The organism is Autumnicola edwardsiae (assembly GCF_031846505.1).
Classification (GTDB): Bacteria; Bacteroidota; Bacteroidia; order Flavobacteriales; family Flavobacteriaceae; genus Autumnicola; species Autumnicola edwardsiae.
On the sequence record NZ_JAVRHP010000002.1, the window covers coordinates 77,055 to 90,424 of the forward strand.

8 protein-coding genes and 1 tRNA gene are annotated in these 13,370 nt (G+C 38.7%); 2 read left to right on the forward strand and 7 right to left on the reverse strand.

The features are described 5' to 3' along the window. Positions 1–84: 84 nt before the first annotated feature. Together RM529_RS00900 and RM529_RS00905 are read right to left on the reverse strand one after the other, a co-directional pair. Complete coding sequence (locus RM529_RS00900; protein ID WP_311482862.1) at positions 85–1,413, reverse strand: MATE family efflux transporter; 1,329 nt, start codon at positions 1,411–1,413, stop codon at positions 85–87. Between the two features lie 80 nt (positions 1,414–1,493). Next, complete coding sequence (locus RM529_RS00905) at positions 1,494–1,994, reverse strand: GNAT family N-acetyltransferase (protein ID WP_311482863.1); 501 nt, start codon at positions 1,992–1,994, stop codon at positions 1,494–1,496. Positions 1,995–2,057: 63 nt separating this feature from the next. On the opposite strand from RM529_RS00905, the gene RM529_RS00910 reads away from it, so the two are divergent. Further along, a tRNA-Ala gene (locus RM529_RS00910) sits at positions 2,058–2,131 on the forward strand. Between the two features lie 43 nt (positions 2,132–2,174). Here RM529_RS00910 and RM529_RS00915 read toward each other — a convergent pair. From RM529_RS00915 to RM529_RS00935, 5 genes are all read right to left on the reverse strand, one after another. Further along, a complete protein-coding gene (locus tag RM529_RS00915) occupies positions 2,175–3,053 on the reverse strand; it encodes an alpha/beta hydrolase family protein (RefSeq protein WP_311482864.1) in 879 nt (292 codons plus the stop codon). A 28-nt stretch (positions 3,054–3,081) separates the two neighbouring features. Next, on the reverse strand, positions 3,082–5,844 hold the full coding sequence (locus RM529_RS00920; RefSeq protein WP_311482865.1) for a PD-(D/E)XK nuclease family protein: 2,763 nt from the start codon (positions 5,842–5,844) through the stop codon (positions 3,082–3,084). Between the two features lie 76 nt (positions 5,845–5,920). After that, on the reverse strand, positions 5,921–7,330 hold the full coding sequence (locus RM529_RS00925; RefSeq protein ID WP_311482866.1) for an OmpA family protein: 1,410 nt from the start codon (positions 7,328–7,330) through the stop codon (positions 5,921–5,923). 171 nt (positions 7,331–7,501) lie between these two features. Continuing rightward, positions 7,502–8,695 carry a glycine C-acetyltransferase gene (kbl, locus tag RM529_RS00930; protein ID WP_311482867.1) on the reverse strand — a complete coding sequence of 398 codons (1,194 nt, stop codon included), beginning with the start codon at positions 8,693–8,695 and terminating at the stop codon, positions 7,502–7,504. Positions 8,696–8,725: 30 nt separating this feature from the next. Continuing rightward, on the reverse strand, positions 8,726–11,857 hold the full coding sequence (locus tag RM529_RS00935; RefSeq protein WP_311482868.1) for a UvrD-helicase domain-containing protein: 3,132 nt from the start codon (positions 11,855–11,857) through the stop codon (positions 8,726–8,728). Positions 11,858–12,038: 181 nt separating this feature from the next. Between RM529_RS00935 and RM529_RS00940 the strand changes: the two genes are divergently transcribed. Beyond that, complete coding sequence (locus tag RM529_RS00940; protein WP_311482869.1) at positions 12,039–12,647, forward strand: superoxide dismutase; 609 nt, start codon at positions 12,039–12,041, stop codon at positions 12,645–12,647. The last annotated feature ends 723 nt before the right edge of the window (positions 12,648–13,370 follow it).

Sequence of the window (13,370 nt, forward strand, 5' to 3'; positions counted from 1 at the left end):
CGGGAAAGTGATAATTCAAAAGTTAGAATTCATCATTTAGAATAAATCAGCTCGATAATTGCCATTTTAGAAGTGTCTCTTGCTTCAGACTTCCTTATCCAGATATTTTCTTCGGAATTGGATGACTAAAGCGCTGCTCCTTATCAGCATCCAAACGAAAAAAGCCATCCAAATAGCGTGCAGCTTCAGCCCAAAATAATCTGAAATGAGCAGGGTAGGAGTAAAACCAAGAAAAGTAGCGACCAGAAGAACATTCCGAAGATATTTTGCTTCACCCAGACCTTTAAAAATTCCATCGAACATAAAAGCAATGGCATTTACAGGCTGCATCAGTAAAACAATCCAGAATACTGAAGAAAATAAGGCAAGGACAGTAGCTTCTTTATTAAATAATAGGCCGATTTCTTCATAAAAAATTCCGCAGATTCCCATTAAAATTAAGGCGATTAGAACCGCATAGAGACTGATCTTTTTGCTCAATTCCCATAAATTCTTATAATCCCTGGCACCAAGTAAACGTCCGCCAATGGCATTTCCGGCGTTGGCGTATCCATCAATAAAAAAACTGAAAAATAACCAGATGTTCATCAAAATACTCTGCGCCGCGATATAATTGTTTCCATAATCTGTAGCATAGGCATTGGCCAGGTAAATGGCAAAATTTAGGGCAGCAGTACGTACAAAAAGATTAGCCGCCATTAACAACAACGGCCGCATTTGCGGATTGATATTAAAACTCAACTTAAAATGAAACGGAGTTTTTTTAAAGAAAAACCAGAGCGCCATAATCAGCATTGTACCCTGGGCGGCGAGGCTGGCAAAAGCAGCACCCTCCAGGTGCATTGCGGGAATATAACCTTCAACTCCGTATACCAGCAAATAATCCAGCGCCACGTTCACGACGGCACCGGTAAGGCTGCATTTCATTGCCCATAATGTATTCTGAAGACCCCGAAAAACTCCAAATATCGCAAAAGTAACCAGCGTTAACGGGTAACCCAGCGCCCTAATCTGGTAATAATTTTCTGAATATTGTAAAATAAGGCCTTCGGCATTATAAGCGCTAAAAATCGCTTCAGCAAAAAAAGCGGTGACCGCATAAATAACTAAACTGAAAAGGAAATTAAAACCAATGGCCTGCGGAATAAGTGTTTTTACCGCGTGCAGCCTGTTAGCACCGAGATGCTGAGATACAATTGCCGAAATTGCCGTTTTTGTTTGCGCCACAATCCAGATAATGGCAGAAAGAAAGGAGCCTACAATCCCCGCCGCGGCAAGGGCTTCTATAGAATTTTCTTCAACATTGCCAATAACCGCAATATCTGTAAGGGAAATAAGCGGCTCTGCAATTCCTGCAATTATCGCCGGAATAGCAATTCTATTAATGTTCTTAAAACTTACTGAGGTCGCCACTTTAAAATTTTAAGCTGCAAAGTTAATATAAGCTGGGATTTTAGGCTTTCTTTTTACAACTAAGGCCGAAAATTGCCATTTTAGAGCAGCAGCTCATAACAGTAAAAAGGAGCTTCACTTTGTTTCGGGAAATAAATATTCCCCAGCTTTTTGTAGCCGCGGGATTCGTAAAATTTCTGATTTCGCTTGTTTTTACTGAAGGTATCCAGCCTCACCGATTCAAAGTTATGCTGCCGGGCATGATTTTCAGCAAAATCCATGAGTGCTTTTCCAGTCCCGAAACCCCATTTAGCAGGATTTGTTGCCAGGCGGTGGATATAAAGGTTATTTCCGCTATTGGTGAGCCATTTAACAGGAAGATATTCTTCGTCCATAAAATTGGTCAAAACAATGATGCCTTCAATTTGGCAATTTTCGACCTTTATATACAACTCCTGCTTTTCAATATCTTCAGAAAGTCGCTCTCTGGAAGGGTAATGTTCATTCCATTGGTAAATTCCTCTTTGCTGCATAGCCACAGCACAGGATTCCGTAAGTTGCTTTATCTGCTCAAGATGTTTTTTCTCAGCAAGTGTGATCATGTGAAATTCAGAAAATAAAAGATTTAGTTATTTAAAGAAAATTATTACATTTGCCCCTGCAACGGGGGATTAGCTCAGCTGGCTAGAGCGTTTGGCTGGCAGCCAAAAGGTCATCGGTTCGACTCCGATATTCTCCACAAAAACCACTGCATTTGCAGTGGTTTTTTGCTTTACTCTTTTTTAATCGCCGTAAGCGTCTATTAAATCCTTATCGTCTGTTTCCATAAATTCCAACGTATTATCCAGAACATACTTGAAATCCCTAGAAAAATCTTCTTCGTCCCATGGATGCTTCATGCCAAAAACATGATCTGCATTTTCCACCAGCAGTAATTTTGAAGTTGGGCTCCATTCAAAAAGGTTTCCGGCATCGGCTATAGAAACGCTGGTGTCACTACTACCATGCACGATAAGATGCGGAATTTCCAGCTTCTTTGCAGCCTTTTGAATATTCAGGCGCTCTTCATTCTCTTTAAAATCGCGGTAAAACTGAAAGTGATGTGGCAGTTGCTGCTTTGTCCTGGTATTGGTAATGTAGCGCACGCCTTTTTTCTTCCAGGCTTCAAGTTCTTTCTCTTTTGGAAACCGGGATCCAAAGTCACTTACCGATGCAAAGGTGATAAGGTTGGTGATCCTTTTTTCTTCCGCAGCTTTTATAATGGTTATTCCGCCGCCCCGGGAGTGCCCGATCAGATTAATATCTGAAACGTCCAGGTGTTCTAAATATTTGAAGTCGGGAAGTAGCAGATAGTCTATAACAGATTGTAAATCATCGAGTTCTTTGGTGTAATTATTATCTCCAAAAGCCTCTATATTTAAAAAATCTGTTGGGTTATCTGGAGTAGTTCCGTTATGTGAGAAATTAAATTTCACGAAGAAATAGCCTTTACGGGCAAACCATTCGGCCATTAAATTCCAGCCGCCCCAGTCTTTAAAGCCTTTGTAACCGTGACAAAATATTACTATGGGTTTTGGTTTATTTTCAGATTCAAAAAATAGATCGGCAACAATGGGTTTGCCGTGTTTTCCTTCTATCACTAAATTTTTTTTGATTTCCATTTATTCTTTTTTGGAGAGGAAGCCTTCCCTAAAAACTTCCGTAGGATTTCTTTATTTCTTTCTCGGTGAAAGGTACTTCAGGATTACAGATTTCCACAATTAATTTATTCAATTCTATCTTAAAAGATTCCAGGATTTGGTCATTTATTTCATATTTTTTAGCACTTCGCTGGTTTGGAGTGTCTTTTTTGCAAAATTTAAGAAACCCGCCTTTCATATTTTTAAAAGAAATTATACCGACTTCTACTGGATGTTCCAGCTTTGTGGTGGCATTTAGCATCGTGGCATAAGTTAAAACCTGGAAACTTTTACCGTATTTGTCATAATCTGTGGAGATGGCTTCCCAATCTGAAATTTCAATTTTATTTTGTTCTACTTTTCCGGTTTTATAATCGATAATCCTCGTGATGCCGTTTGTCTTTTCAACCCTGTCCACTTTTCCGCGTATGAAGATGGGGAAGTTCAGTCCGGAAATATTCAGAGGAGCTTTAAGGTTATTTTCTATCCGCAGGATTTGGATTTCATCCCCTCGTTTGAGACGTTTCTGTTCATATTTTAAAAAATTGAGAAGATAGCGTTTTGCCACCTCAAAAATCAGCAAATTCTGACCTCTGTTCATGGGCGCACGAGTATAAGATTTTTCAAACTGAAGTTTAATTTCGCTATCGACCCGCTTTATAAACGTTTCAATAATTTCTTCGGAAATGACCTGATTTTCATAAGGTTCATAGAAATTCTGAAGCGTATCGTGAACTACCGTCCCCAGCGTGTTATAAGCCACAGTTTCTTCTACTTCTTCCTGCTCCCTGATGCCTAGAACGTACTGGTGGTAAAAATCGAGTGGATTCCTGATGTAAGTCGTTAAAGCTGAAGGTGAAAATCCCGAAACTGCCAAAGATCGGATTTTCTCCATGATTTGCGGCGTTTTCTGTATTTCCTGAAGCTGCTTTGGATTTGCACTTACTTTGGGCGAAATGGATTTTTTAATTATTTGATGTTTAGGCTGCTTTTCTATTTCCAGCTGCGTCAAAAAACGGCTCTTTTCACCGGCATTTAATCCACTGCTCTCCGTATTATAAAGCAGGGTCACCTTTTTTGCTCTTTGCAGCAAGCGGTAAAAGTGATAGGTGTAAACGGCATCTTTTTCTCTGTAAGTTGGCAGTTTGTAAACTTTTTTAAGATCGTACGGAATAAAAGAATTACTGGATTTCCCTGAAGGAAGCACCCCTTCATTCACCGAAGTGATAATTACATTTTCAAAATCCAGTGCTCTCGATTCCAACATCCCCATTAATTGGAGTCCGTTAAACGGTCGCCCCTGGAAATCGAGACTTTGAGTACTCATTATTTCCCTAAAGAAGCCATGTAAGGACTTTATTGTTTTAATATGAGGATACGCCTCGTTAAGGTTTTCCAGCTTATTAAAGAGCACATGAAACTGGTAAAGGAACTCTAGTCCCAGGTTGTTTTGTATAGATTTGAGTTGCTTCTTGATTTCCGAAATAATGTCCTGCGAGTGCTGGAGAGCTTGTTTGGGTGAATCTTCCCAATCTGTAAAGCAATTGCTGATCAACTTTTGAAGGTCTTCGGGGAAAAAAGAAATCAGTTTCTCCGGTTTGAGGTACACTATATTTTCTTTATTAATCTTCAGTGTAGCTTTGGCGGCATGAGGGTTTAGGATTGGTGCAATTCCAGGATGATTGATTATGGAAATCACATCCTTGTAATAATATTCTTTTTCTTTATTAAGATGAATATGGAAGAGTTTTTCAAAGAAAGAAGTAATTGGCGCATTTTTCAGGGGGAATCCCATTGTGATATTAAGCGCGGCAACGTTGGGAGGGAGGCTGTTCAAAACCGGAAGTAGTAAATCTTCCTCGCCCAGTACAACTGCTGTTCTTTGCAATTGGACCTGATCCATATTTGCCAAAATCTCACCCAAATATTTTGCCTGGCCAATATTTTTAGGAACCCCGGTAATCTCGATGTTTTTCTTCTCCCCGTATTCTTCTGTTTTTAATGGAAGAGGATGGGATTGGTAATAGGGCCATTTTTCCAGGTATTCTCTTATAAACAGAGAGGCACCGTTCTCCCGGTCTTTCAGGAATATTTCATCTATATCCCAGAATACTTCTGCAGTTGAATTTTCCAGCAAATACTGGAATATTTTTTCTTCCGCAGCATTTAAGGCGTTAAACCCAATAAAGACGTGTTTTTGACAATTTTTATTGATATATTCACGGATTTCTTCCGAAGCTTTGCGGTAAATGAGCCCTTGATATCCCTGCTTTTTGGAGAGAAATTTATCAGAAAGTTTCTCATAAAATTCCGGTAATTTATGCCAGAACTTTAAATAGTTTTTAATTAAATCTGTCTTTTCCTCCTGTAAAAACCAGTGCTTTTGATCCTGGATTTCTGAAAGATAATTAAAGAATGCACGGTGATCAATAAGGTATCGGTCTACTTCGTTAAAATCGTGGATAAGAGTTTGCGCCCAGTTAATAAACGTATCAAAATCTTCCTGTTCTTCTTTTGGAGTGCAGTTTTGGTAAACCTCAAAGAACTCGAATATGGAAATGGTATTGTCAACCGTTTTTAATCCCGAAATTTCTTCAGTAAATTCTTCGATACTGTAAATTTTGGGAGCGAAAATGCTTTTTCTGCCAAGCCTGGAAAGCTCGTTAATTAAAAAAGCTCCGGCTCTTTTACTGGGAAGGACAAAGGTAATTTCTGAAATGTTTTCTTCGGAAGAAAGGAGGCGTTGAAGCACGCGGTTTATAAATGATCTCATACCATAAAAATAAAAAACGCCCCGACGAATCGGGGCGTTTTAAGTAAAGAAATTAATTCTTTATGATATGCACTTCTTAGTTAGAAGTATCTTCTCTCATTTCTTTGTCTTCATCAAGAGAAATTTCAACTCTTCTGTTTTCCTGTCTTCCTGAAGAAGTACTGTTAGAAGCGATTGGTCTGGTTTCTCCGTAACCTTCAGAAGTTAATCTGTTTTCCGGGATACCTGCACTTACTAAATAATCTTTTACAGATTGAGCACGTTCTTTAGAAAGTTGAAGATTATACTGGTCACTTCCTGAACTATCGGTATGACCTTCTATATGAAACACAGTATTTGAATATTCTTCCATGATATCAGCAATCGAATTTAATGCATCTTCAGATTCTGTACTGATTGTTGCCTTATTAAGGTCGAATAATACAGTGTTTGAATACTCATTCAATTCAGAAACAACTTCTGCAGTTGGCTCTGGACATCCGTTGTTGGCAGCAGTACCGGCAACATTTGGACATTCGTCATCTTTATCCAATACTCCGTCACCATCGGCATCTTCGTAAGGACATCCGTTATTTTCAGCAGGACCAGCCTCATTTGGACAGTCATCTTCGTTGTCTGCAACACCGTCACCATCAGCATCTGGGCAACCATTCATTTCAGCAGTACCAGCTTCGTTTGGACATTCATCCTGTGGATCTGCAACACCATCACCATCAGTATCAGGACATCCGTTAAATTGGGCAAGACCAGCTTCATTTGGACATTCGTCCATACGATCTTCTATACCATCACCGTCTGAATCTGGACAACCATTAAATTCTGGTAAGCCAGGTGTTTCAGGACACTCATCATCCTTGTCGTAAACACCATCTCCATCAGAATCAGTACCACCAAATATAAATTTAATACCGGCAGCATGTTGGAAATGTGATGCGGTTTCGGTCTCGAAAGAATGTTTGTAGTTAGATTCTACAGTTAAAGCAACATTATCAGTAAACCAGAAATTTAACCCAAGCTTACCATTTAAGGTTAAACCGTCAAAGCCCTGAAGATCATTATCTGTATCTCCAATCCAGTTATAACCACCACCAACACCAAGTACAGGATCAAACCAGCCGTCATTAAGCAAGGCTCTCAAACTGTAATTAGCTGATAAGTCTGCTGAATAGTAAGAAAGATCATCTACAGGTCTGTCTCCAAAATGTTCAATTTGGTTTATTGACCCAGCGAATTCCGCTACAAATCCAGCGCCAATATAACGGCCTACTGTTAATCTTGATACAGAAGGTAAAATGTTCCAGTGATCTCCTGTGTTGAAATAATCATTGAACCAGTCACCCTGTGGGGCATCTTCTCCGGTTGGATAAAAATCTACTGCATTCGTTTGAATACCTATAGACCAGGGGTTGTTGGCATCCTGAGCATTAACCGAAGTAAGTCCAAGTACCAACATTGAAGCTAATAGGAATTTGCTAAAATGTTTCATATTCAATTGTTTAGTTTACATGTTATTAAAAACAAAAGTATGCGCTTCATGAACATTAACAAAGAAAGAAATAATAAAGTTTTCTTAATTAGCCCTTGGTTAATGGCGGTTTCGTGCGGTTGCCTTCTTAAAAAACAGCCAATTCTGCGTTGGGTTTCAGTGACTTTCCGGTTAAATTATCTCAAGTTGTTTGCCAACTTCAATAAATGCTTTAATGGCCTTATCCAGGTGCTCCTTGTTATGAGCGGCAGAAAGCTGAACCCTTATTCTTGCCTGTTCCTTTGGTACTACGGGATAAAAGAAACCAATTACATAAATTCCTTTTTCCAGGAGTTGATCGGCCATTTTCTGGGATAGCTTAGCATCATATAGCATTACGGGAACGATTGCTGCCTCACCATCTATAATATCAAAACCGGCATCTTTTATTCCTTTCTTAAAATACGCTGTATTTTCTTTAAGTTTATTACGAAGGGAATCGTCCCTTTCCAGCATTTCAAAAACTTTAATGGAAGCTCCTACTATAGCCGGCGCAAGAGAATTTGAAAATAAGTAAGGCCTTGAGCGTTGCCTTAAAAGTTCTACGATTTCTTTTTTGGCAGTTGTATATCCGCCCATAGCACCTCCAAGGGCTTTTCCAAGCGTACCGGTGATAATGTCCACCCTGTCCAGCACCTTTTTTTCTTCCAGGGTACCAATTCCCATATCTCCAATAAACCCGGTAGCGTGACAGTCGTCTATCATTACCAGGGCGTCATATTTATCGGCTAAATCACAAATTTTGTCGAGAGGGGCTACCAAACCATCCATAGAAAAGACACCATCTGTCACTATAATTTTAAATCGGGCTCCGTTTTCGTTGGCGGCTTTTAACTGCTTTTCGAGATCTGCCATGTCACTGTTCTGGTAGCGATACCTTGCAGCTTTGCATAGACGTACGCCGTCAATAATAGAAGCGTGATTAAGGGAATCTGAAATTATCGCATCCTCTTTGGTAAGCAGTGGTTCAAAAATTCCGCCGTTGGCATCAAAGGCTGCGGCATATAAGATCGTATCTTCAGTACCGTAGAAGTCGGCAATCTTCTGCTCAAGTTCTTTATGGATATCCTGTGTTCCGCAAATAAAACGCACACTGGACATTCCAAAGCCATGCGTGTCCATAGTGTCTTTGGCAGCCTGTATCACTTCTGGGTGAGAGGATAAACCAAGATAATTGTTGGCGCAAAAATTAATCACTTCCTGGCCCGTGGAAATTTTTATCACTGCGTCCTGCGGAGTAGTGATTATACGTTCCTTCTTATAAAGTCCCGCCTCTTTAATGTCTTCAATTTCCTTTTCTAAATAGTCTTTTATTTTTCCGTACATAATCTTCTTTTTTACAAAATTACATTTCTTTTATACAAACATTGGGGAAACCTCCTCGTTAACATAAACCAGGATTTTTTCTTCAATTTCATAGCCCATGCCGCTAAGAACTTCAGCATATTTGTTAATCTGCTTCTTATGAGAATCTGCCTCGTTCCCGGTTTTATAGTCCAAAATGGTGCATTTATTGCCGGCAATTACCAGCCTGTCGGGTCTTATTTTCTCTTCGGCAGTAATGATGGTTCTTTCATTCAGGCTTTTAACCTGGGGTGAAAAATACCGCTCTAATAGTGGGTGCCTGCAAACCCTAATGACGAGTTGTTTAATTTCTTCCGCAGTATTTTCTGTAATTATTCCGTCTAAAACAGCATTCTCTATAGCAACATCAATATCTTCTTCAGAATTTATTTTGGCCAGGATCTCGTGTGCAATTTCTCCTTTTTCTATGGCACCTTTTTGTTTGGTTTCCCAAAGCGAGCCGGAGCGGGTCACAATATTTACCGCCTGGTTTTGTGTAGCTGAAGAATAAAAATGTTCAGGAGAAATGGTCTCGGTGCTACTTTTATTTTCTTTAGCTATTTCTGAAGTTTTTCCAAATTCATAGGTTTTTTCTTCATTCCACAAATCTTTGCTTCTCAGGAATTCGATAAGTAAGCCTGAAGTTTTATTCGTTTTTGAAATTCCTTTTTTATCCAGGTCGAAATTTGTCAAAATATAGAGTTGATCTGAAGCGCGCGTGCAGGCAACATAAAGCACATTTAAAGTATCCAGTTCTTTTTGATGAAGCAACTCCTCGTAAACTTCACCCGAAGCCGGGTTCCAGTTCAGCATTTTTTTGGAGGCACTAAGATAACTTACCGGAATCTCATTCATAGTTTCCTCCATTTCCAGCCAGAGATCGTCTCTTTTTGTGTCGCTAAAATCTGCATTGGCAAATGGATAAATCACAATTGGAAATTCCAGGCCTTTTGCTTTATGAATGGTCATAATCTCTACTGCATCGTCATCATTTGGCACTAAAATGCTTAAACGTGACTTCTCCCTTTCCCATAGATCCATAAATTCTGAAATTCCTAATGACGATTTCTGTGTATTTTCAAAAACAAAGTCGAGAAAGAATTGCACGTAAGCATCAGAGGCTTTTACGAGATCAAAAGTCTGAATCACGTACTCTGCAGCTTCATACAGGGAAAGTCTGGTAAGATTTTCCAGATCAAAATTCAGATCAAAATCTTTTAGCCAGCTGAAGAATTCATTTCCGTTGAAAGGAAGGTTTGCACTTATGATTTTATGCGGATTTTCCAGTTGCAATGCCTTTTGCAGATAGTCGAAAATTGCCATTTTCAGCATGTCATCTTCAGTGTTGATCGAGAAGGCGAGAAGATTTGCAATAAAATTAACTTCCGGAGAATTGGAAATGAGCAAAGTTTCTGAAGAGACTACAGAAATTCCATGTTCACTCAGGTGATTGGCAATCGCAATTCCTTCAGATTTTCTCCTGGTAAGAATGCAAATATCTCCTTTCCTGAAGTTTTTAGATTCCAGGTCCCGGATGATTTCCAGAATTTTTTCAGGATAAACTTCGAATTCTTTTTCCCGGTTTTCGGCTTCAAGAAAACTGATATTTACATAGCCGCAATTTTTACGGATAGGCTGCTGATTGCTTTTCTGAAATAAATCTTGATAATCTGGATGGCTCAGGTAATCTGCCGCAAATCTAAAAAAATCATTGTTGAATTGTACAATTTCTTCTCCGCTTCTGTAATTGGCCGGCAGGTTAATCACGTTCTGCGGTATCGAAAATGGCCTTGTTTTGGTATTGCTTAAATCTATAAACTGCTCTGCCTTCCCGCCACGCCAGCGATAAATAGACTGTTTGGCATCTCCTACGAGCATAAGATTAGCCGGGACATCTTCTCCACCCATTCCCGAAAGGCTGGCATCCATTAGCGGAATCAAATTTTCCCATTGCATCTGGGAAGTATCCTGAAATTCATCTATAAAATAGTTGTTGTAGCGCTCGCCAAGCCGTTCGTAAATAAAAGGGGCAGGCTGATCCTTAACCTGCGCACTTATTTGCGGATTAAATTCTGAAATTAAAACAAGATTGCGGTCTTTCTTTATCGCCTGTATTTCCTGATTTATCGCATTGAGCAACGAAAGTTGAACCGTTCTTTTATTTACTGCTTCAAGGAATTCTATTTTAAAATAATTGTCTTTTGTAGCAGTAAAAAGATCGACCACCTGCGGCTGAATATTATCGATAATTGCCTTTTTGGAGGCGTCTTTAAAAGATTTTTTATAGAGTGGATCACTTTGCAATTTCTGCATCCATCCAGTTTCAAAACTCGAAATAGTCTTTCCGTTTAATATTTTATTGAAATAACCCGGCACGTATTTTCCACTAAAATCTGAGTCTTCTAGTCCGTTTTGTTTTAGGAGTTCAAAAAATTCTGCTGCGAGCTTTTCATTTTCCTGCTTTGCTTGTTTTATTTCAGATTTAAGTTTAGCGGCGAATTTGTCAAAGTCTTCCAATGTTTTATTCTGAAGGAGTTCGAGCGGCTTCTGGTTATTTTCGTTTATAAGCAGCTTTGAGATTTCAAAAAGATCGCGGGCAATATCCCAGCTTTTGTCGTCATCTGCTTTATTCAGCGTAAAATCTACAAGTATTTTTGTCAGTTTTGGATCTGTTCCTGCTTTGCTGATCACGCTTTCCACGGCTTCCATAAGGATTTCTTCCTGCGCCATCTCCACTTCAAAATTAATTGGTAATCCCAGGTCTTTTGCAAATGTGCGCAGTACACGATGGGTAAAACCATCTATGGTAGAAACCTCAAAAGCAGCGTAATTATGGATAATACTCTTCAGGATTTTTGCAGATTTCTCTCTAATATGGAGCTGATTTAGGCCGGTTTCTTTGGAAATAACTTCAAAAAGACCTTGTGATTTCGCCGGAATTTTTTCAGAAGAAAATGCGTGCAGGCTATCCACAATCCTGCTCTTCATTTCGTCTACAGCCTTGTTTGTAAAAGTAATGGCCAGGATGTTTTGATATTCCTCCTTTCGTTTTGAATTGAAAAGCAGAAGAAGATATTCTTTTACAAGCGTAAAGGTTTTTCCTGAACCTGCAGAGGCATTGTAGATCGTAAAGGAATTTGCCAATTTTAAGAATATTTTAAATAGTTACTACAAGCTTCTAAGGTCGTGCTTTGGTTTTTAATATAAAAGAGATTGCGGAAAAGCCGCGCTATTTAAGGATTTTATAACACTTAAATGTTTCTTTTATAGCGCTTAATAGCTAACTTTGAGTGAGTAAAAATAATAATCATTAAAAATAAATATTATGGCATTTGAGTTACCGAAATTAAATTATGCATTTGATGCATTAGAACCTCATATTGATGCAAAAACCATGGAAATTCACCATGATAAGCACCATGCAGGTTATACAACAAAATTAAACAATGCTATTGAAGGTACTGACCTTGAGGGGAAGACCATCGAAAATATACTTAAAAACCTTGACAAGTCTAATAAAGCAGTTAGAAATAATGGTGGTGGATATTACAACCACAACTTATTCTGGGAAATTATGTCACCAGATGGTGGTGGAAAACCAGAAGGTGAATTATCTAAAGCAATAGATAATGCTTTTGGTTCTTTTGAAGCTTTTAAAGAAGAATTTTCTAAAGCGGCAGCAGGACAGTTTGGTTCCGGATGGGCCTGGTTGTGTGTTCACGAAGGTGGAAAAGTTGAAATTTGTTCAACTGCAAATCAGGACAATCCAATTATGCCGGAAATTGGCTGTGGAGGAACTCCAATTTTAGGTCTTGATGTATGGGAGCATGCTTATTACCTGAATTATCAAAACCAACGACCTGCATATATTGATGCTTTCTTTAATGTTATTGATTGGAAAGAAGTAGCAAGTCGCTATGCAAAAGAGAAATAGAAATTATTTCTACGGAAGAACAAAAACAGAGGTTGTCTTTAAAAAGGCAGCCTCTTTTTTATTGTAGAAAAGAGTTTGAGGTTTGTTGTTCGTTGTTCAAAGTTTAAACTTGCCATAAATGTGGTTGCCTTCCAGAGATTAGTTTTAATTTTGATTAGGGTTTTATTTGTTGTGTGTTGTCTAATGTGAGTTCCATTGAAAAACCATGTTCCGAAAAATGCCAATTATCAAACTACAGAAAAGAGTTTGGGGTTTGTTGTTCGTTGTTCAAAGTTTAACCTTGCCATGATGAATGTGGTTGCCTTCCAGAGATTAGTTTTAATTGTAATTAAGGGGTTTATCTGTTATGGGTTGTCTGTTGTGTTCTCCACTAAAAACACCATGCTCCAGAAATGCCAATTATCGACCTATAGAAAAGATTTTGGGGTTTGTTCTTCGTTGTTCAAAATTTGACCTTGCCTGAAATATGGTTGCCTTTTAAAGATTGGTTGTTTTCATTTGGAGAGTTTATCTGTTGTGTGTTCCACTAAAAACACATGCTCCAGAAATACCAATTATCGACCTATAGAACGGAATCATACCACAATTCCAACATTTGAAACTTGAAACTTGAAACTAAAAAAACATGCCCCAGAAATGTCAATTTTCGGCTTAGAGAACTAAAGCATACGCCGACTTTCATCTTTAAAAATTTTCATCAAGTAACTGATTGGTAGAAATAAA

Bases quoted from the DNA above. Each gene is read 5' to 3' on its own strand.
- kbl (WP_311482867.1), bottom strand. From the start codon at position 8,695: ATGTACGGAAAAATAAAAGACTATTTAGAAAAGGAAATTGAAGACATT.
- RM529_RS00940 (WP_311482869.1), top strand. From the start codon at position 12,039: ATGGCATTTGAGTTACCGAAATTAAATTATGCATTTGATGCATTAGAA.
- RM529_RS00925 (WP_311482866.1), bottom strand. From the start codon at position 7,330: ATGAAACATTTTAGCAAATTCCTATTAGCTTCAATGTTGGTACTTGGA.
- RM529_RS00920 (WP_311482865.1), bottom strand. From the start codon at position 5,844: ATGAGATCATTTATAAACCGCGTGCTTCAACGCCTCCTTTCTTCCGAA.
- RM529_RS00915 (WP_311482864.1), bottom strand. From the start codon at position 3,053: ATGGAAATCAAAAAAAATTTAGTGATAGAAGGAAAACACGGCAAACCC.
- RM529_RS00905 (WP_311482863.1), bottom strand. From the start codon at position 1,994: ATGATCACACTTGCTGAGAAAAAACATCTTGAGCAGATAAAGCAACTT.